17 protein-coding genes and 1 pseudogene are annotated in these 20,521 nt (G+C 62.7%); 5 read left to right on the top strand and 13 right to left on the bottom strand.

The genetic code is table 11. The annotated features are described in order from the left end of the window. The 3 genes and pseudogenes from EOA22_RS03790 to EOA22_RS03800 form a co-directional block, all read left to right on the top strand. Positions 1 to 672 (top strand): annotated as a pseudogene (locus EOA22_RS03790) (AMP-binding protein); the annotation flags it as partial. Positions 673 to 784: 112 nt separating this feature from the next. Then, positions 785 to 1,867, top strand: a complete 1,083-nt coding sequence (locus EOA22_RS03795) for an acyltransferase (RefSeq protein WP_063169889.1) — start codon at positions 785 to 787, stop codon at positions 1,865 to 1,867. Positions 1,868 to 2,113: 246 nt separating this feature from the next. After that, entirely contained in the window at positions 2,114 to 2,872 is a 759-nt protein-coding gene (locus EOA22_RS03800; RefSeq protein WP_013528097.1) for a metallophosphoesterase family protein, read from the top strand. Between the two features lie 76 nt (positions 2,873 to 2,948). Here the strand turns inward: EOA22_RS03800 and EOA22_RS03805 are convergent, their stop codons facing one another. The 6 genes from EOA22_RS03805 to EOA22_RS03830 all read right to left on the bottom strand — a co-directional run bounded on the left by EOA22_RS03805 (position 2,949) and on the right by EOA22_RS03830 (position 10,659). Continuing rightward, a complete protein-coding gene (locus EOA22_RS03805) occupies positions 2,949 to 5,336 on the bottom strand; it encodes a polysaccharide biosynthesis tyrosine autokinase (RefSeq protein WP_127389847.1) in 2,388 nt (795 codons plus the stop codon). A gap of 235 nt (positions 5,337 to 5,571) precedes the next feature. Then, positions 5,572 to 6,468, bottom strand: a complete 897-nt coding sequence (locus tag EOA22_RS03810; RefSeq protein WP_013528099.1) for a UTP--glucose-1-phosphate uridylyltransferase — start codon at positions 6,466 to 6,468, stop codon at positions 5,572 to 5,574. A 74-nt stretch (positions 6,469 to 6,542) separates the two neighbouring features. Next, a complete protein-coding gene (locus EOA22_RS03815) occupies positions 6,543 to 7,511 on the bottom strand; it encodes a glycosyltransferase family 2 protein (protein ID WP_063169888.1) in 969 nt (322 codons plus the stop codon). Next, positions 7,501 to 8,451 carry a glycosyltransferase family 2 protein gene (locus tag EOA22_RS03820; protein WP_063169887.1) on the bottom strand — a complete coding sequence of 317 codons (951 nt, stop codon included), beginning with the start codon at positions 8,449 to 8,451 and terminating at the stop codon, positions 7,501 to 7,503. Before EOA22_RS03820 ends, EOA22_RS03815 begins: the two co-directional genes overlap by 11 nt. Further along, positions 8,451 to 9,446, bottom strand: coding sequence for a glycosyltransferase family 2 protein (locus EOA22_RS03825; protein WP_063169886.1), 996 nt, complete (start codon positions 9,444 to 9,446; stop codon positions 8,451 to 8,453). Before EOA22_RS03825 ends, EOA22_RS03820 begins: the two co-directional genes overlap by 1 nt. 40 nt (positions 9,447 to 9,486) lie before the next feature. Then, a complete protein-coding gene (locus EOA22_RS03830) occupies positions 9,487 to 10,659 on the bottom strand; it encodes a glycosyltransferase (RefSeq protein ID WP_063169885.1) in 1,173 nt (390 codons plus the stop codon). Positions 10,660 to 10,844: 185 nt separating this feature from the next. Between EOA22_RS03830 and EOA22_RS03835 the strand changes: the two genes are divergently transcribed. Both EOA22_RS03835 and EOA22_RS03840 read left to right on the top strand, forming a co-directional pair. Then, the gene (locus tag EOA22_RS03835) at positions 10,845 to 12,341 is read left to right on the top strand and encodes a lipopolysaccharide biosynthesis protein (RefSeq protein ID WP_063169884.1); all 1,497 of its coding nucleotides are present in this window, start codon (positions 10,845 to 10,847) and stop codon (positions 12,339 to 12,341) included. 52 nt (positions 12,342 to 12,393) lie between these two features. Continuing rightward, complete coding sequence (locus EOA22_RS03840) at positions 12,394 to 13,416, top strand: phosphoribosyltransferase family protein (RefSeq protein ID WP_013528105.1); 1,023 nt, start codon at positions 12,394 to 12,396, stop codon at positions 13,414 to 13,416. Positions 13,417 to 13,434: 18 nt separating this feature from the next. On the opposite strand, the gene EOA22_RS03845 is transcribed toward EOA22_RS03840, so the two are convergent. The 7 genes from EOA22_RS03845 to EOA22_RS03875 form a co-directional block, all read right to left on the bottom strand. Continuing rightward, positions 13,435 to 14,514, bottom strand: a complete 1,080-nt coding sequence (locus EOA22_RS03845; protein WP_024501831.1) for a glycosyltransferase — start codon at positions 14,512 to 14,514, stop codon at positions 13,435 to 13,437. Positions 14,515 to 14,588: 74 nt separating this feature from the next. After that, positions 14,589 to 15,038, bottom strand: a complete 450-nt coding sequence (locus EOA22_RS03850) for a hypothetical protein (protein WP_013528107.1) — start codon at positions 15,036 to 15,038, stop codon at positions 14,589 to 14,591. 13 nt (positions 15,039 to 15,051) lie between these two features. Then, on the bottom strand, positions 15,052 to 16,494 hold the full coding sequence (locus tag EOA22_RS03855) for a GMC family oxidoreductase (protein WP_063169883.1): 1,443 nt from the start codon (positions 16,492 to 16,494) through the stop codon (positions 15,052 to 15,054). 92 nt (positions 16,495 to 16,586) lie between these two features. Then, a complete protein-coding gene (locus tag EOA22_RS03860; protein WP_013528109.1) occupies positions 16,587 to 17,918 on the bottom strand; it encodes a UDP-glucose/GDP-mannose dehydrogenase family protein in 1,332 nt (443 codons plus the stop codon). Positions 17,919 to 17,985: 67 nt separating this feature from the next. Further along, the gene (locus tag EOA22_RS03865) at positions 17,986 to 18,840 is read right to left on the bottom strand and encodes a family 16 glycosylhydrolase (RefSeq protein ID WP_024501832.1); all 855 of its coding nucleotides are present in this window, start codon (positions 18,838 to 18,840) and stop codon (positions 17,986 to 17,988) included. Between the two features lie 154 nt (positions 18,841 to 18,994). Beyond that, positions 18,995 to 19,390, bottom strand: coding sequence for a hypothetical protein (locus EOA22_RS03870; RefSeq protein ID WP_024501833.1), 396 nt, complete (start codon positions 19,388 to 19,390; stop codon positions 18,995 to 18,997). Between the two features lie 290 nt (positions 19,391 to 19,680). Then, positions 19,681 to 20,521: glycosyltransferase (locus EOA22_RS03875; protein ID WP_127389848.1), on the bottom strand; the 841-nt coding region annotated here is incomplete at its 5' end.

Here is a 20,521-nt window from a genome sequence, read left to right on the forward strand (position 1 = left end):
CTGCCGGTGAAATACGGCTCGCCCGGCGTGCCGATGCCCGGCTACGACATCCGCGTGCTCGACGATGCTGGCCATGAGGTGAAGCGCGGCACGCTGGGCAATGTGGTGATCAAACTGCCGCTGCCGGCCGGCTGCCTGCCAACGCTGTGGAATGCCGATCAACGGTTCCGCCAAGCCTATCTCGACGAGTTCCCCGGCTTCTACAAGACGGCGGATGCCGGCATGGTCGACGAGGACGGCTATCTCTACGTCATGGCCCGCACCGATGACATCATCAATGTCGCCGGCCACCGCCTGTCAACCGGCGCCATGGAAGAGGTGCTTTCGGCCCATCCCGATGTCGCCGAATGCGCGGTCATCGGCATTGCCGACGCCATGAAGGGCCAGGTTCCGCTGGGCTTCGTGGTGCTGAATGCGGGTGTGACCCGCGATATCGGCTCCATCGAGAACGAGGTGGTCGGCCTGGTGCGCGAACGCATCGGCCCGGTCGCCGCCTTCAAGACGGTGGTGACGATCAAGCGCCTGCCCAAGACGCGATCGGGCAAGATCCTGCGCGGCACCATGCAGAAGATCGCCGACAAGGAGGAATGGGCCATGCCGGCAACCATCGACGATCCGGTCATCCTCGACGAGATCACTGCGGCGCTGAAGGAACGTGGGATCGGCCTTTGAGCCACTGAAGGTGGGCCGCGGACGACCTTTTCGATCGGCAAGCAATACTTTTATTGTGCGACGCAGCAATGCACCCTAAAGTCGTTCGCGGGGGGCCATCGACAAAGGTCGCATGGCTCAGCAGAAGATTACATTTGGCGGCGTCGACATCCTGCGCTTTCTCGCCGCCGTCATGGTCATGGTCTACCACTATGGCTTCTGGGTGTGGGCGTATCCTGACGGTGTTTCGGCGCGCGCCACGGGCGGCGTTCCCCCGCAGCCGGCAATAGGCGCCTGGGTCGAATCCGGCTGGGTCGGCGTCCAGATCTTCTTCGTCATCAGCGGCTTCGTCATCGCCTTCAGCGCCGAAAGGTCGACACCCCTGCGGTTTTTCGAAGCCAGGGTGAAACGGCTGGCGCCGGCCGTGTGGATCTGTGCGCCGGTCACTGCGGCGGTGCTTTTGATCGTCGGCCTCAGCTGGCCGACCGATGCCGTCGTCAGGCTCGTCCGCACCGGCCTGTTCGCCCCTTACGCGCCATGGGTGGACAGCGTCTACTGGACGCTCGGCATCGAGATCGCCTTCTATGCCGTCGTCTGGACCTTGCTGCGGCTCGGCCGCTTCCATCTAATGGAAATTGTGGCGCTCGCCATCGGCCTGGTCAGCGCGCTGTTCTGGTGCCTCTACTGCCCGCTCGACTGGGCCGACCTTGCCGAAACACGCACGCTCGACCTGCTTCTGGTGCATCACGGCGTGTTCTTCGCCACCGGCGTCATGCTGTGGCTGATGCGCTTCAAGGCGGTGACAGCCGCCCGCCTAGCCTTCTGCGCCCTGTTCCTGGCCGGTGGTGTGCTGCAGATCGCCAGTTCGGTCGACGTTCATATCCTGAAGGTCGGGCGTGATATGCCCTTCGCCCCGCCGATCCTCATCTTCCTCATAGGCATCGCGCTGATGGCGTGGTCGCTGCGGCTCGACCTCTCCTGGAGCGGCTGGCGCCGGATCGGGCTGATGACCTATCCGCTCTACCTGCTGCACGATGTCGTCGGCGCGGCCCTGCTCGGCATCCTGGTCCGCGCCGGTCTGCCGCATCTGTTCTCGATGGCGGTCGTCGGCGCGACGATGATCGCGGCAAGCTGGCTAGTGGCGACCGAGGCCGAACCACGCATCCGGCTGCTGCTCGACCATACCGTTTTCCGTTATCGGCTTAAGGCAGCCTGACGACGGTCCGGCAGACCGGCCCGGCCGCCGACCTAAAGCATGTCGCGCCTGAGCGGATTCAGGCCCACCCCAGGCCTTTGTTCCACGGATCGCTCTCCCAAAACGGAGCTCACTTCCGAGCGACATGCATTGGCGGTGCCGACCCGGCGCAGCTGCATTTTCCACGATTGCGGAATTCTTCGTTTCGGGCATGATAACAGGCACTTATGCCTTCGGCATGAGAGCTTGCCTCGAGACGCCCGGCACGTGACCCTGTTCCAGCGAAAACCCCGCATCGCGGCGCGTCCGCGCCTCGATATCGATATGCAGGACGCTGTCGTCTATGCGATCGGCGACGTGCATGGCTGCTACAAGGAACTCCGCGCGCTGGAGCAGAAGATCCTGCTCGATTCGCTGCGCTTCCAGAGCCGCAAGATCATCGTCATGCTTGGCGACTACATCGACCGGGGGTTTCAGTCGGCGCGGGTGCTCGATCACCTCCTGGCGCCGCCGCCGAAAGGATTTCAGCGCATTTGTCTTGCGGGCAACCACGAAGTGGCAATGCTGAACTATCTCGACGGAAATCTGTCCCGCGAACCCTGGCTGGCGACGGGCGGCCTGCAAACCCTGTTTTCCTATGGCATCGATCCGGCGCGCCTCACCAGCCTCTACGGGAGCAGCGCGCAGATCGACCGGCGCATAAGGGAGATCATTCCGGACGATCACGTCAGCTTCCTGCGCGGGCTGCCGATCATGGTCCGTTCGCGGAAGTTCGTGTTTGTCCACGCCGGCATCAGGCCCGGCGTCGACCTTGCGGCGCAAACCGACCATGACCTGATCAACATCCGTTCGGACTTCTTCGAGGCAACGCACCTGCTCGACCGCTGGGTGGTGCACGGGCATACGCCGGTGGATGTCCCGAAGCTCGAAGGGCGCCGGCTCGGCATCGACACGGCCGCCTTCCAGAGCGGACGCCTGACCGCCGTCAGGATCGCCGACAAGCAAGGCAGGCTGATCTTCTCCTGACGCGCAACGATATTCAGGTGTGCTGGCCTGAAGATCGATACACTTCAGAGTGGACCCACTCGCGCAAAGGTCGACGTCAGACCGGCGCCTTGCCGCGCACTTCCGACTTTTCCAGATAGTAGCTCGAATATTTATCGAAGAATTTTTCCGACCCGCCGAACGAGCCGTATTTGGCCAGTTTCTTCAAATCGACCTTGTTCAGCACCGCGCCGACGATCTTGTTGGCGACATAGGGTTCGGATTCCAGCATCGACCTGACCATCGCGCGCGGGGTGCGCCCCCACTCGGTGACCAGTACAAAACCGTCGACCAATGGCGCGAAGGCCTTGGCGTCGACCACCGGTCCGAGCGGCGGCAGATCGACGACGATGTATTCGAACGTCTCCTTGGCGTTCTCGATGAAGCGCCGCATGCCGGCCGAGGAGAGAAGTTCGCTGGTATGCGAGAAGGGACCGCGCAGCACCGCCGGGATGATCGCCAGCTTCGTCTGCCTGTCGATCTTGCCGACGGACTGCCAGGTCTGGCCGCCGACCACCGCTTCCATCAAGCCCTGCTCGGTTTCCATGCCAAGGCCTCGGCTGAGGCCGGGATTGCGCAAGTCGCCGTCGATCAGCAGCGTCTTGGAGCCATTGGCGGCAAGCAAGCCGGCGAGATTTGCCGCGACCGTCGACTTGCCCTCGCCGGGAAGCACCGAGATGATGCCGATGACGCGGCTGCCTTGCCCTTCCATCACGACGTCGAAGGCGATCTTGGCGCTGCGCAGCGTTTCGGAGAACATCGAGGCTGGAGAATCGATGCTGACCCGCATGCGCGCCCGCTTTTCGGCTGAAGACAGCGATTGGGTGGTCTTGGCGTCCACCTGGGTCTCGCCCGGCTTTTCTTCCTTGCCGAGCTTGCCGCCGATCGTCGGCAGGTAGCCGAGGAATTTCAGGTTGACGCGGTCGCGCACGTCCTCGCCGGTCCTGAAGAAGCGTTCGTTGAACTCGTTCAGGCCACCAAAGCCGGCGCCCATCAGCAGGCCAAGCACCAGCGAAAGTCCGAGCACGACGATGGTGCGCGGGCTTGAGGCCGTCATCGGCATCGACGCGTCGGAGATGATGCGGATCTTGCCGACCGGGAAGGACTGCTGCTGCGCGGCTTCCTCGTAACGACCCAGGAATGTCTGATAGAGCGTGGTGAGCGCCGTCGCCTGCTGATCGAGTTCACGCAGCTTGACTTGCGTCTGGTTGTCGACGGAACTCTTGCCTTGCGCGGCCGCGACGTTGGCCCTGAGCGCGGTCTCGCGTGCCTGCGCCACCTCATATTCGTTGCGATAGCTTTCGGTCAGCTGCTTCAGCTCGCCGAAAATCTGCGTCGATATGTCGGCCTTCTCCTTGGAGAGAGCCACCGCCTGCGGGTGCTCGGGGCCGAAATTCGCCTCGACGTCCTGCAGCCGCTTGGCCACTGTGAGGTAGCGGGTCTTGAGCGCCGATATGACCGAGCTGCTTGGCTGGTCGCTCGATATGGCGGCATCCTTGAAAGCGTTTTCGGAGCCGCTGTCGACGATGGCCTTGTACTGCTGGTAGCGGGCGCTGGCGCGTGCGGTGTCGGCCTGCGCCACGATAAGCTGGGCGTTGAGGTCGGAAAGCTGCTTGTCGCTCATCAGCTGGCCATCGCTGTTGGCGGCCAGCCCATGTTCGGCCCTGAATTTCTCAACCGCGAGCGAAGCTGCCTGCGAGCTCTGGCGCAACTCCGTCAACCGGCCCTGCAGCCAGACCGCAGCCCGCTCGGTGGCATCGAAGCTGGCATCGAGCTGATCGGCGAGATAGGCATCGGCATAGGCCTTGGTGATGGCGTTTGCCAAGGCCGGATCCGTCGCCTGATAGCCGAGCGCGATGACGTAGCTTCGGCCGACGCGTTCCGCCCGGATCTCGTTCTGCAGCTTGAGGATCGCGTAGTCGCGGCGCGACGTGGCGATCAGCGCATCGCGGGCGGCCGGGTCGAGCTTGCTGAAGTCAGCGCCACCCGGCATGGAAGAGCTGGGGCGGACATACTGGATCAGGCCGCGGATGAGGCCTATGCCTTGGGCAAGCGCCGACTGGGGCGGATTCATGAACGTGTCGTTCTGGTCGAGCTTCAGCTTGTCGACGACCACGGCGGCAAGCCGCGTCGAGGTCAGGATCTCGATCTGGCTCAGGATGGCGGAATCGGTCTGCATGGTTGTCGACGTCGCCGAAATGTCGTCGACGATCTTGTTCAAGCCCTCGTCGATCAGCACGCTGGCGATCGACTGATATTTGGGCGGCGTTGTCTGCAAATAGAGCAGGCCCAGGAAGAGACCGATGACGGCACACACGGCAACCACCTTGGCCTGCCGTGCGGCCATGCCAAGCAGCCGCTCGATATCGATGAAGTCTTCGCCGTCTCCTGCGTCCGAATTCGGCAATGGCATCCTCTTGTCGAGAGGAAAGTTGGCATAATTCATCTTCGGTCCAATTCTAGAGCCGGTCCTATTCCGATTGATCGCAATTGGCTCTATCTTACTGTTTCAACATGATCTTTTCCGGAAACCGGGACCCACTTTCAGGGATCATGCCTTGGCTTGCAGGCGCCTCGAAGATCGGGAGCATCGCCAGAGCAATGCAAGCGTCGTGCCAGACGGAGAGAACCTGCCGGCCCCTCTTCGCCGGCCATCCGACGATACTCCCGAAAGATGGGCATTATGCGGCTTCTTCCTGGCGTTCATGCGACCGGACGAACTCCTGAAGCATCTCGAAAACCGGACCCTTCATGTCGTCGCGCGCCAGCGCGAAGGCGATGTTGGCCTGGATGAACCCTTCCTTGGAACCACAGTCGAACATGCGGCCGAGGAAAGGCTGGGCGAAGAACGGCTGATCCTTCGACAGACGAACCATGGCATCCGTCAGTTGAATCTCGTTGCCGGCGCCGCGCTGCTGATTGCCCAGGAGCGCGAAAATCTCCGGCTGCAGGATGTAGCGGCCGTTGATGTAGAAATTCGAAGGCGCATTGGCCGGCGCCGGCTTCTCGACCATGGCCGTCACCTCGAAACCGCCGCCGATCTCGGCGCCACGGCCAACGATGCCATATTTGTTGGTCTCGCTGGGTTCGCAACGCTCGACGGCGATTACGTTGCCGCCCGTGCGCTCATAAAGCTCGACGGTTTCGGCGAGGCATCCGCGACCGCCGAAGGACACCATGTCCGGCAGCAGCAAGGCGAAGGGCTCGTTGCCGATAACCTCGCGCGCGCACCAGACGGCATGGCCGAGGCCTTGCGGGGATTGCTGGCGGATGAAGCTGGTGGCGCCGGCCACAGGCAGCATGCTTTCGAGCGCCTCCAGCTGGGTCTTCTTGCCGGTCTGCTCCAGGGTGCCGATCAATTCCGGATGCAGGTCGAAATAGTCCTCGATCACCGCCTTGTTGCGACCGGTCACGAAGACGATGTGTTCGATGCCCGCCTCGAAGGCCTCGTCCACCGCATATTGGACGACGGGCCTGTCGACGACGGGAAGCATTTCCTTCGGCATCGACTTGGTCGCCGGCAGGAACCGCGTTCCAAGCCCCGCCACCGGTATCACGGCCTTCCTGATTTTCTTCATCGCAAATTCCTTCTGAGGAGATCGACTTCAATCCGTTCACAGGCCACGAAAATTCCCTCCATGTGCCTGCATCTTCACCTCCCCGCCCCGACGGCAAATTGTGCCGCCATTCTTCGCAACCGCACGGCGATCGGCATGCCCATATGCCTGACCGCCGCCGGGTCGCTGAGCGCAGTCCGGATCGCCTTGAGCGGGGACCGCGCCTTGATGTGCTGTACCAGTGACAGAAACGATGCCGCCTTGCGCAGGCTGCGGCCACGCCGCGCGAACGCGGCTTGCGCGGCCTCATCCATCCGATGGGTTTGAGCGAACACGGCATCCGCCCTGCGCATGGCTTCGACGTGGTGAAGCTCGAGCACGCGCGAAATGGAGACGCTGCGAATATGGTAGGCATAGCCGATATCGGGCTCGACGACGCATTTTCCGCCGTTGGCCAGGGCGGCGGCAAAGAGGATGTAGTCTTCGCCGATCCTCAGCTTCTCGTCATAGCGAAGCCGGTTTTCGTTCAGGAACTCGCGCTGGAAGATCGGCTTGAGGTAGCCGAGGTTGAACTTGGATTCGAAGACGATGTTGCCGGCGATGTAGGTGGCCAGCGAAATCTCGCGCAAGCCTTCCAGATATTGCCGCGGAAACATCGCGTCCTCGATAACGCCGTCCTCGCGAACGACCTGCAGATTGTCGACGGCGATCTGGGCATCCGCGCTTTCGGCCCGCGCGATCATCTTGGCGAGCCGGCCGGGAAAGACCGCGTCGTCGGAATCGAGAACCGCGATCCATCTGCCGCGGGCGGCATCGAGGCCGGCATTCCTGGCGCCGCCCGGGCCGCGATTGCTTGGCAGGGCGATGACACGGACGATATCCCCGGGATAGGCCCGCGCAACATCGAGCGTCGCATCGCGCGACTTGTCGTCGACGACGATGATTTCGACGCTGACACCCTTCTGGGCGATGGCGCTGGCGATCGCCCGATCAAGGGTCGTCTCGGCATTGTAGGCGGCAATAACGAAGGAAACATCGGGGATAGAGCTGACGTCAGGCTGCACGCTTGCCTCCCTCCTGTGGCGAAGGCTGGCCATAGAGGCGGATTTCGCGGATGCCGACGAGGCCGCTGACGACACCAACATGCATAATGCCGCGCAGCACGCTGCGGTTCCTGCGTACCGGACTGACGACGACCGGAAGTGCCGAGGCGAAGCAATAGATGGCCTTTGCCGAGGCCAGGCCGACCTGCTTGGCCAGACCGATTCCGCTGGCGCTGCTGCCCAGGAGATGGCCATGCGTCTGGCCGACGCGGAAGCGGCGGCGGCCGAGCCAATCGAATGCCGCCCTGGAGCGCGGCACCACCTCGTCGACCCATGCCTCGGGCGAGAAGGCGATGCGGCCGCCGGCCTTGTGCATCTGGTCGAAGAATTCGGTGTCCTCGCCGCCGGTCTGGCCACGCGCCAGGCTGAAGCGGCGGCCGCGCAGGCTGTCCGAGCCCATCCGCAGCAGAACGTTGCAGGTGTAGCCGGTCTGGATCTCGCCGCGCACCCAGACGGGCAAGGTCGAATGGAAATCGCCGCGCCGCATCCAGTCCGGCGCGTCCGGGCGATAGCGCGCCCTGACCGGGCCGAGCACGGCGGCGGCACCGCTTTGCTGCGCCATCGCGGCCAGTTCGGCAAGCCATGGCGTCGTGGCCGTCTCGTCGTCGTCGATGAAGGCGACGAAATCCGCGGTGCTCGCATCGAGGCAGGCGTTGCGGGCGATCGAGATGTTGCGCGCCGGGGCGTGCTGATAGTGGATCGGCACCGTCAATTCCCGCGACAGCGCCGCCACCAGGTCACGGGCCGATGGGGTGTCGTCATTGTCGGCGACGACGATGCGGACATCGAATCCCACCGGCATCTCCATGGCGTCGAGCGAGCGCAGCGTGTCGGCCAGTTCCGGCCGGCGGAACGTGCAGACGCCGATGTCGATGCTGCGGTTCTTTGCCGACACCGCCATCAGGCCACTCCTCGTCGCGAGCCGAGGCCGAGAAGCTGCAGCCAGAAGCCGACCGACCAGCCAAGATGCATGACCATGGCCGAGACACCGGCCAGCGCAACGTCGGCCTTGCGCTGGCGGATAGCCGTCACCAGCCCGTAGCCCAGGCACACCGACGCCCACAGCAGCAGCGGCACCGCCGCCAGCCAGTGCACGAAAGAGAAGGCCGCCAGCAGCACCACCGGGAACACCAGCAGCGGCACCATCTGCCTCACCTTCGGGATGACGCGATGCTTCAGCACATTCTTGGCACGCCCGCGACCGTAGCCGAGATACTGGAAATAGAGGCCTGAGAGCGAGCCGCGCGGGTAGTAGACCATCTGCGTCTTGCCGCTCATCCAGATCTTGTAGCCGGCCTTGCGCAGGCGATAATCGAGCTCGGCGTCCTCGTTGTGGCTGAACGTTTCGTCATAGCCGCCGACGGCGCCGAACGCCGATATCCGCATCAGTGCATGATGGCCGTGATCGATCCACTGTCCCTGCGAAAGATGCCTATGCTTCGAGCCGCCGGTGCCGAGCTTGGAGTTCTGCGCCGCGGCCGCTGCTTTCTGCACGGCACCGCTGCCGCTGGTCAGCATCGAAACGACAACCGAATCCGCTGATGTAGCCAGCGCTTCCTCGACCAGCCGGTCGCAATAATCGTCGGGATAACCGCCATGCGCATCGATGCGGATGAGATAGTCGGCACCATCGCCGAAGGTACCGACGGCGAGATTGATCGCCGCGCTCTGGATGCGCCGCTTGTTGTGGAGCAGGATAACCCGCGGGTCCCTGGCAATGACTTCGTCTACGATGGAAAGCGTGCCGTCGGTGCTGCCGCCGTCGACGACGATGATCCGGGCGCCAAGCCTGGCGGCCGCGGGCCGCAATTGATCGAGCAGCGCACCGATATGGGCGGCTTCGTTCAGGCATGGGATAACGATCAGGCTGGATGAGGGTTTTTCCGTCTGCGTCATCAACCTCTGTCCATCTTGCCTCTGTCCATCCCCTGCCATCCTATGCCAATGCCTCGGCGGCAAACGAACCGGGCACGGCGGTCAGGCTGCGCAGCCGCTCGACAAGCGCACGGCAATCGCTGCGATCGTAGCTCCAGGTCCTCGGGTTGCGCGCCAGAACACGCCCCTTCAGCCTGGCGAAGCGATGCTCCTCCATCTTGCCTAGCGCGGCTTCGAGCGCTTCGGGCGACGCCTGCGGCAACAGCACGCCGATATCCTGCTGCTTGAGGAACCGCCCGGTCTCGGTATTGCCCATCGAGATCGGCACCGCGCCGAAACGGCAACCCTCATAGAGCCGGTTGGGCAGAAGCCATTCGGAGTTCTGCCCCGCTTCGAAGAAATCGATCGCCCAGGAAAAATGGACATCGTTGTAGATCGCCGCCATGTCTTCCGGATTGCGGTAGGGCCCGAGAAACGACAGCCATGGCTCGGCCTCGACAAAGCCGTGAAAGTCAGGGAATTCCGACAAAGCCGGACGGCCGCGCAGCACGATCTCGAAGCGGCCCTCCGTGCGGCGGGAGAAATCAGCCAGCAGCTCGAGCGAGCGGCGGCAGCGCAGCGCGCCGAACCAGCCGATCCGCCATGGCGGGCCGACCGGGCTCTCATCGGCCTCGGCAGCGCCGGGCACAATCGTCGCGGCCTCGAAATATTTGTTTTCGACCAGCTCGATGGGTGCCGCGACCTGGCCGAACGGCTTGAAATAATTGGCGATGAAGGCAGGCGAACTGGTCACCAGCAGCTTCACATCCCTGGCCAGAAATCGTTCGGTGGCACGCAGCGCCTTGCCCAGGACATCGTTGCGCAGCACAAGCCGATGAATGTCGAGGCACTCGTATACGATCGGAACCGATGCACCGAAGGCTGACCTGGCGCGGCGGGCAAGCGCCAGCATTTCCAGGTTGCGCGCGACGATGACATCCGGCTTTGGCATTCCGCCCAGCTTCGAGCCTATCGAAACGGCTGCTTTGGCTACGGCCGCGAGGCGTTGGCCGAATCGCCCGTCACGCGTCCCGCCGAGGTCGATCGGGCGCAGTCCCTCGATATCCGCAATCGGATTCGCGGTGCGACGGAATCCGGCCAAGGTGACCTGGGCCCCACCTGCCCTGAGCATCGTGATCCGCCGGCGCACCGCCGGGTCGGAAACGTCGTGCACTAGGTACAAGACATGCAGCATAAAAACTCGACCGCTGTTGGCCCACCCGAGGGAATGCTAGTACAGGTCTTGCTGCATCGCAACATTTTTGGTGCGGCGGTCCACGTTTTCTGTTGCACTGCAAAATTATTGCCGTAGTTTGTGGTCGGCGGCGGTCGTGGATTTTCGGGCTCGAAAATCCACGTAAAAAATCAGGAATCCTGAATTTGGAAGCCAATGCATTCGATCCGCCAGAAGGCTCCTTGCGCAAATCGGTTGGGCGCGGCGCGGTTGTCACGGCCATGGCGCAATCGGTGCGGGTCGCGACACAGATTCTGTCGGTTATCGTGCTGTCGCGGTTGTTGTCGCCACAGGATTTCGGTGTCGTGGCGATGTGCGCGCCGGTGCTTGCCTTTATCGCACTGTTCCAGGATTTCGGCCTGACCCAGGCAACGATCCAGAAATCAGGCATCCGGCATGAGGAGGTGAACTACCTCTTCTGGATCAATGTCGCCGTCAGCGCGATCCTGGCTTGCGTGCTTGCGGGTGCCGCGCCCCTGGTTGCTGCCTTCTACGGCGAGCCGCGCGTGACAGGTCTGGTGGCTGCGTTCGGGCTGCAGATCATGGCCTATGGGCTTGGCGCCCAGCATCTGGCGCTCTTGACGCGCCGTATGCAGTTCGGCCGGCTGGCCGTCATCGACGTCGCCAGCGCCATCGCCGGGCTTGCCGTGTCGATCGCCTGGACCTTCATCGATCGCTCCTATTGGGCCCTGTTTGCCGGCACGCTGACCGGTGCCGTGCTGCCGACGCTCTGCTACTGGGCGAGTTCGCGCTGGCGTCCGGGCCTGCCGCGCAAGGTCGCCGGCATCGGCGAGCTGATCAATTTCGGCGCCGGCATCACCGGCTTCAACTTCGCCAATTTCTTTGCCCGCAACCTCGACAACGTGCTGATCGGCAAATATTGGGGCGAGGCGCAGCTCGGCCTCTATGACCGCGCCTACAAGCTGCTTCTGTTTCCGCTGAGCCAGATCACCAACCCCTTGTCGAAGGTGATGGTTCCAGCACTTTCCAGGCTGAAGGACGAGCCGGATCGCTACCGCAGCGCCTATCTGCGCGTCATGCCGCTGATCCTGCTGGTGGCGCTTCCCGGTGTCGCCTTCGCCACCGCGATGTCGGATGTGCTGATCCCCTTCGTGCTCGGCGAGCAATGGCGCGCAAGCGCCTCGATTTTCCTGGCGCTCGGCTTTGCCGGGCTGCTGCAGCCGCTCAACAATCCGGCGGGGTGGCTTTTCGTCAGCCAGGGCCGCTCCGGCGATTTCATGCGCTGGGGCATCATAACGGCCGTGACGTCGGTGCTGGCTTTCATGCTCGGCCTGCCCTATGGCGCGCTGGGCGTGGCGATCGCCTATGCGATCAGCGAATATCTGCGGACGCCGTTCCTATGGCTCTATGTCGGCAAGAGCGGACCGCTGCAGGCGCATCATGTGCTGCGCGCGGCAACGCCGTTCGTGCTTGGCGCCCATCTGGCGCTGGCCGCGATCTGGTTCGTCAAGCCACTGCTGCCGCAGCAGCATGTCGTCGCCCTGGCCAGCAGCGCCGTGTTCGCCTACCTCATCACAATCATCATCGCACTGGCATTCGCCTCCGGCCGCGAAGCCTTGCGCGAGGCGCTCAAGATGCTGCCGGCAAGGCTGCCTGCGGCAGCGCCGCGCGAAGCGCAATAATTTGGGCGTCTTCGACTGCTACGGACATCTCCTCCAGGACCAGGTCTGAACCATGCACTACCGATCGATCTCCGATATGAACGACGCCATCGTCAGGGGCCTGCACCGGCTGCCGCGCGACATCGACCTGGTCGTCGGTGTGCCGAGAAGCGGCGTTTTGGCAGCGACGCTGGTCAGCCTTGCGGCGAACATTCCGATGACCGATCTCGACAGCTTCCTGGCTGGGCGAATCTACACATCAGGCGTCACCAAGCGCCGGGCCGCTCTCGACCGCAAGGTTTCCGAGATGCGCAAGGTGCTGGTGATCGACGACAGCGTCGCCGGCGGCAACGCCATGCGCGACGCACGCGCCCGCATCCAGGCTGCGGGCATCGAGGCGGACTTCACCTTTGCCGCCGTGTTCGGCCTTGAGCCCCTGCACCAGGAAACCGACCTCGTCTTCGAGGTCGTGCCGCATCCGCGCATGTTCCAGTGGAACTTCATGCATCACAAATTCCTGGCGCAATGCTGCGTCGACATTGACGGCGTGCTGTGCCTCGACCCGACAGAGGCGGAAAACGACGACGGCCCGGCCTATGAGAAATTCCTCAGCGAAGCGCGGCCGCTCCATGTCGCGACCCACAGGATCGGCTGGCTGGTCACCAGCCGGCTGGAGAAATACCGCGCGCTCACCGAGGCATGGCTCGCCAAGCATGAGATCAAATACGACCAGCTGATCATGCTCGATCTGCCGAGCAAGGCGGAACGGCAACGACTCGGCGCGCATGGCAGTTTCAAGGCCGATTTCTACCGCAAGTCCGATGCCATCCTGTTCATCGAGAGCGAGCACGAACAGGCGCTGAAGATCACCGAACTGTCAGGCAAGCCGGTGCTGTGCGTCGAAACGCATATGGTCAGCTTCCCCGACGCGCTGTCGCTGCCGGCACTTGGCCAGGCGGCCCGCAACCTGCCGGCAAGGCTGCGGCAGATCAAGTCGCAAGAGGGCCGCAAGAGCGCCGCCAAGACCATTGCCCGCGCACTGCTTGGCGCCCGCGGCTACGAGACGCTGAAAAGCCGGGTCAAGCGTCCGGCCTGACCTGCTCAGGCGGCGTCGTCAGGCCGCCTGTCGCGCGCGCTGCTGCATGGCCCTGTCCAGTATCGAGAAGAAGGTGATGAACTGGCGATCGGGATCGAGTTCCGGGCGCCCGGCGAAGCTGCGAGCGAGACTGGAAAGCCGGTCATATTCCTGGTTGTCGTTCCACAGCCGCCTGACGGCCGCGACCCAATCGGCCAGCGGAGCATCGTAATCCAGCACCACGCCACCGGAGCCGACAGCCTCGGGCAGACCGCCGCGCCGCGAACCGATAACGGGGATTCCGCTGCAATGGGCCTCCGAAGCGACGCGGCCCCACGCCTCTTCCCACTTGCTGGGAGCAAGCAGGATCTTCGTGCGGCCATAGACCGTCTTCATGTCGCTGGTGCGGCTCTCCAGGACGACATTGCCCAAGGGAGCGATCGTCTGTTCGATCCGCGCCCGGTGATCGTCGTCGAGCTTCCAGCTTTCGACGAACAGGAATGGAATTTCGCGGCAGGCGCCGGCAATCCGCACCGCGAGCTCAAACCCCTTTTCCTCATAAGGGTTGATCAGCGTGACGAACTGGCCCGTCGTCGGCGTCGAGTAATGCGCCGGGTTGATGGTTGGCGGGATCACCGCTGCCTCGATGCCGAATTCTTTTTTGTAGGTTCGCGCGGTGAAATCCGAATTGGCAATGTAAAGCGCCGAATGCAATTCGCGCAGATCGCCGCCCAGTTCATGGAACTCGACATTGCGGAGATAAACGACCAGAGGCACGCCCTCCGCCTGCAGCGCCTTGCCGATCGGAACCGATTTGTGACACTGGACCACGGCGACATCGGGCTTCAGCCTGTCGACGGCATAACCCGCCGCTTCCCAGGGAAACCAGGCCCGCACCACCGGATAGCCGGGATAGCTGTCGACAACCGCCGGCTGCCGCAACAGCTTCATCTTGGCGCGTGCCTTGAAGCCGAAGACACCGTCACCGAACAGGGCGGCGAGCACAGCCGCTTCATGACCGTGCTCGATCAACTGTTCGGCCAGATGATGCGTGCTCGACTGAACGCCGCCACTGAACTCGGGCGGGTAGCCGTTGCCGCCTGCAAAGAGAACTTTCATGATCGGGCTCCTTGTCGCATCTCGTATTCCTTGCTCGGAGACAACAGGCAAAGGCCGCCGCCTCGCTTTCGACGTCAGGCAAGTTTCGGCGGCTCCAGATTGGCGAAGGGATTGGTACAGGATTGCCAGCCGGTAAACCGGATCGGGTCGTTGGGCGAACTGCGCCAGGCGTAGTCCGTCAGCATATGGAATTCGGCGACGACCCAGCGGTCGAAATGCAGCAGATCTTCCCGCTTCCGCCGGGGCAGCAAGCGACGCGCGGCGCCCAGTTTGAGCTCCTCCACCAGGGTGACGGCATCACTCAGTTTTTCGCTTGGGAAATTCCATGGATTCCTGTCGCGGAACGCCAGCACGAACTGCTGCAGATGCTCGATGCGGATGTTCAACTTGCCAAGATATTTTTCCAGCGTGACGCGCACCAGATCCTCGTCCGAGAAGGAGGAAACGGTGGCGTAGGCGACCCCCGTCGAAACCACTCCGCCAGCCAAGACGGCCAGGGCCGAGCGTCTGGAAATCTCGATCATGCGATACCTCCTTTCACGCGATCCGGCTCGCCGCCCGCAAGGACAGCGCTGCCGCGGTCAGGCTCGGGTTGGCGCAGGAGCAGCTCGGATAGGTGCTGGTGCCGACGACGACCAGGTTTCTGAGCTGATGGTGGATCATGCCGCTGTCGACCACAGAATCGGCCGGGCCGGTGCCCATCCTCAGCGTGCCCTGGACGTGCGATTCGGTCGGCCGAATGCCGCGGTCGAAGAGCTTTTCGACCGGCAGCGGCGCCAGAAGGTCAGGCAATTTCTCCAGAGCGCGCGCCATGCCCTTCACCGCGTAGTCCGATGGCGCCTTGAAGCTGACGAAGGCATTGTCATCCGCGTCAAGCGTGACGTAGTTCTCGGGGTCGAGCAGGTTCTCGGTGACCACGACCAACGGCAGCGCCTGGCGTAGCCGCCCCTTTTCGGCACGCATTCCGTGCTGCCAGCGGTTCTCGAAATAGACCAGTGCCGCCGCATGCTCCGATCGGTGAGGACCATCATAGAGGCCGAAATTCAGGCCGGTTGTGATGGTGCTGCCGTCGAAATTGTCGACACCGTCGAGATAGACCTCGAAATTCCAGCCGTAGGATTCATGCAGGCCGCTGCCGACAAATTCGCCGCCCAGGCCGGATCGCAGCATGATCGCCGCACTCTGGATGGCATTGGCGCCGAGAATGAAGAGATCGCCGCTGACCTGGTATTCCTTGCCGTCATGGCTGAACGTGACCGAACGGACAGCACCGCCGACGTGATCGAGCCGGCGCACTTCCGCACCGAGGCAGACCGAGATGTCGGGATGCTCGAAGACGTGCATCAACCCGTTGTTGACGGTGAATTTGGCGTCGACCGGGCACAGCCAGCAACGCAGATTGGCACAGCACGAGCTGCGCTGCGCGGTCGGCACGCGAGCCCGCGCGGTTGGCATGACGAAGTGCTGGTCGGGCTGCGCCGCCTTCATCATCCTGTCCGGTGTCGACATGCGATGCGGCGGTTGCGGAAACGGCTTCGAGCGGGGCAGCATCGCCGCCATGTCGGGGTCGCCGGAGATCGACATGATGTCTTCCGCGTCGCAGTAGAACGGCTCGACGTCGTCATAACTGATCGGCCAGTCATTACCGATGCCGTAGGTGCTTTTCAGCCGGAAATCATTGGGATGAAATCTTGGCGTCTGCGCGAACCAGCAGTTCGTCCCGCCACCCAGTCCGATCGTGTAGTTCCACGGCTTGTCGGAATTGGTCTTGTAGGTCGTCTCGTCTTCGATGTCGGTGTTGACGTTCTGTTCGAGCTGCCATTCATGGGTGTTGTGGCGTCCCCACTCCAGCACCAGAATGCGCGCCTTTCGGCGCCTGGCGAACTCATGCAGGAAGAAGGCCGAACCGAAGCCGGAACCGATCGCGACGAGATCGAAATGATCCTTGGTGATTTGCTCCGGCTTTACGTCCAGCACCATCAGCTACAACTCCACACAGAAATACGCGCTCAACCCCAGCGTCCGCAGGCCGTGTGCGGACCGGTCTTGCATCCGTCTGACAGGGCCCGGTCTCATGCCGCCATTCTGCCGATCGAGTGATATTCGATGCCATGGCGGGCGATGACCTTGGGGTCATAGAGGTTGCGGCCGTCGAAGATGACCGGCGTGGTCAGCGCGTCCTTCACCGCGTCGAAGGACGGCGCGCGAAAGCTCTTCCATTCTGTGGCGATCAGCAGCGCATCGGCGCCGCGCAGCGCCGCCTCCTTGGTGCCGCACAGAAGCAGGTCGTCGCGCAGCCCGTAGATGGCCTGGCATTCCTGCATCGCCTCGGGATCATAGGCCTGCACATTGGCGCCGGCCTTCCAGAGCGCCTCCATCAGGACGCGCGCCGGCGCCTCACGCATGTCGTCGGTGTTGGGCTTGAAGGCCAGACCCCAGAGCGCAAAGGTCCTGCCTTTGAGGTTGCCCTTGAAATAGCGGTCCACCTTGTCGAAGAGAACCGATTTCTGTGCGTTGTTGCGCTCCTCAACGGCGCGCAGCAGCTTGGCGTCGAACTTGACGCCTTCGGCGGTCTTGATCAGCGCCCGCACATCCTTCGGGAAGCACGAGCCGCCATAGCCGAGGCCCGGATAGATGAAATGGTAGCCGATGCGCGGATCGCTGCCGATGCCCTTGCGGACCTCCTCGATGTCGGCGCCGAGTTGTTCGGCCAGATTGGCCATCTCGTTCATGAAGCTGATCTTGGTCGCCAGCATGCAGTTGGCGGCATATTTGGTGAATTCTGCGCTGCGCACGTCCATCACGATCATCTTCTCGTGGTTGCGATTGAACGGCGCGTAGAGTTCGCGCATCACAGCCTCGGTGTCCTCGCTGTCGGTGCCGACGATGATGCGGTCCGGCTTCATGCAGTCGGCAACCGCGGACCCTTCCTTGAGGAATTCCGGATTTGAAGCGACATCGAAAGCCAGGTCCTCGCGGCCTCTTTTCTTCAGCGTGTCGGCGATCCTGGCCTTCACCTTTTCGCAGGTGCCGACCGGCACCGTCGACTTGCCGACGACGATCTTGGGTTTGTCCATTTCGCGGCCGATGGTCTCGGCGACTGCCAGCACATATTTGAGGTCGGCCGAGCCGTCCTCGCCCGGCGGCGTGCCGACCGCGATCATCTGGATCTCGCCGTGCCTGACAGCGGCGGCGGCATCCGTTGTGAACTTGATGCGGCCGGCGGCATGGTTCTCCTTGACGAGGTTTTCCAAACCGGGTTCGAAAATGGGAACCAGGCCCTGGTTGAGCCGCTCGACCTTGGCGGCGTCGATGTCGACGCACACCACCTGGTGCCCGACTTCGGCAAGCACCGCCGCCTGCACGAGGCCGACATAGCCAATTCCAAACACCGTCAAATTCATTCGGTTTCATTCCCATGCAAGGCAGCGGACCGTTTTCGGCCCCGCCGGTTCAAATCGACTTTCCCAACTACTTTACACTGCATGCCAGCGATTCCGGAAATTGACAGGGTTCGCCGAGCGCCGTGAAGGCGACCCGCTCGACCTGCAGGGAAAGCTTGCGGCCCGGATCCGCGAACGCTCCCATCCAGCCCTTCATCGTATCGCTGCCCCAAAAGCTGAAGAATATCTTCTGTGCATGGCTGGGCAGCTTCGCCGGGTCGGTAATCGTGTTCACCAGTTGGCCGTTGACGTACCATCGCAAGCTGTCCTTCTGCCAGACGAAGGCGTAGTCGTTGAAGGCCTTCTCCGTGCCGCCCGGTACGTCGACCAGTTTCTCGTTCTTGCCCTTGCCCGCGATATAGGCGTTGACCTGCACCTTGGAGGTGTCCTTGGTCAGGACCTCGAAGTCGATCTCGTCCCAGGGCTGCTTGTCGCTTGGACCGATATAGGTGAAGAACGCGGCGTTGAGGCCGGAGCCGGTATCGGTCTTCAGCCGTGCCTCATAGGTGCCATAGCCGAAGCGCTGCTTGGTCTGGATCTCGCCGCAGACGTAGTCGCGATCCTTCAGCGTCTGCTTTTCGAAGCCGAGCGACAGCACACCATTCGACAGTTCGACCATATTTTTCGACCAGGTGCAATTCTGATGGCTGCCGTTGTTCCAGCCGTCGGAAACATACCAGCGCGTGCGGTCGAAGCTTTTGAAATCATCGACAAAGGACGGCGATGTCGGAATGTCCTGGGCATGGGAAGGGGTTGCCAGGAAACCGCCAAGAGCAGCCAGCAGCAACGCACCGAGCGACCCCAGCCGCCGGGCGGCTTGTCCGGTCCGATATGCGAGAGGCGGTGCGTCAATTGCCGTCGTAGGTTTCGGATTCCAATTCATACCAAACTCACCTTTGCGCTGTGTGTCCCCAACCCAAAGTCGACGTTCGAACCGCTCCTGCACGGGCCAACCTTGACCTTCCTTGTGACCCTCTCGATTGCTTCTGCTTCCCGCCTTGCATCAAATCTGTTGCAACAGTTCCGAGCCTTCACGTTCAACCTCTGCCGGCGCCTGCCGGCCAGGCGAATTCCGCCGCGGCGGCCGAGGAGGCATCCTCGTCAAAGACCGTATCCAGCGAATGACGGAGCTCTTTCATCATGCCGTCCTGGCGCGACAGCGCCGCGATGCGGCGCTCGCAATTCAGGATCGACTGTGTCAGTGCGCTGACTTCCGAAGACCGCTTGTCGGAAGCAGAGCCGTTTTCCATCGCTTCGACCAGAAAGGCGGCGTTGGTCGACGTCGTCCGGTAGCGATTCTCAAGCCCGGTTCTCTCGGCCTCGATCTCGGCCGCAATCTGCTCGAACAGCTTTGCCAGACGATCAAGACGTGAAACATCGGCCTGACGGTCGCGGGCCGGATCCCTTGATCTGAAACCGAATATCGAGGCCATGAACTCAGGTTCCCGTCATCGCCGGCTTGTGGGCCGGGCTTCTGGCCGATCCCCGCAGCCGGGGCTCAAAAACTCGTGTTGCGTTGTCGTGCTCCTTTTGAGGGAGAGACATCAGACCAATCCGATCGGGGGCCAAGTTCGGCTGGTCGTCCACTATGCTGCACCGCAACATAGACTGCCATCGTCGGAGCCGCGAGGCAACCACCCAATTCGTAAACTCATAAATCCGACCGAAATGGTTTGCGTGATGACATGCCGCGAGTGGACAAATCGCTGCATCGGGACCGCTCTCAGCGTTCCTTGCCCGTGCTGGTTCCGGCCATCAGAAAGCGCAGCGGCGGCACAGGCTTTTGGCTGGACACAAGGCCGACACGACGAAACAGCGCCTCGAGCTTGTCGGAAGCCACGCCCTGGACGATGGGGACGAGGTTGGACAGGCTGGCGAAGGCGTAAGCCGCAGCCGAGCCCAGCCCCCGCTCGGCCTTGACGTCAAGGAAATTACGCAGCCGATATTTGTCGCGCACGTGCCGTTCATGCCGCCGCAGCACCGCCTTCGAGCCTTCCGGCAGGCTGTCGATCGCCAGCAGCGCCAGATCCGCATCGGCCAAACGCTTCAAGTCCTGGGTCTTGTGGCGGCCGCTCAGGGAATCGGCGCGGACGATGGCGCCGTAGCCGCAGGAGCGAATGACCTTGAACCGCGCCCCGCATGCGACCGCGCGGGCGTAGAGTTCATAGTCCTCGCCCAGCCGCAGGCTCTCGTCGTAGCTCAACCCATGGCGGTCGAGGAAGGCACGGCTGATCACCGGCTTCAAAAAGCCCAGTTCGCCCCTCTGCACGCGGCGCCTGGAGATGTTGCCTTCGACGAAACGCTCGAAATCGAGGAATTCCGGATCGGCGGCAAATTGCGGCGCGACGATTTTCGTCGCGTCGCCTGTCGCATCATCCCTGATCAGCATGATGTTGTCGGCGGCGAAATCCCAATCGGCGCCGGCAAACAGGTTGCGAAACCGGCCTTCGAGGAAGAAATCGTCGGCATCGAGAATGCTGATGAACGGCGATTTCGAGCCGGCGATGGCTGCGTTGCGGGCAAAGGAGGGGCCGCGATTGACATCGAGGCGCCTCACGGAGAGC

Origin of the sequence: Mesorhizobium sp. M7A.F.Ca.US.014.04.1.1 (genome assembly GCF_003998745.1) — a bacterium.
Lineage (GTDB): Bacteria > Pseudomonadota > Alphaproteobacteria > Rhizobiales > Rhizobiaceae > Mesorhizobium > Mesorhizobium ciceri.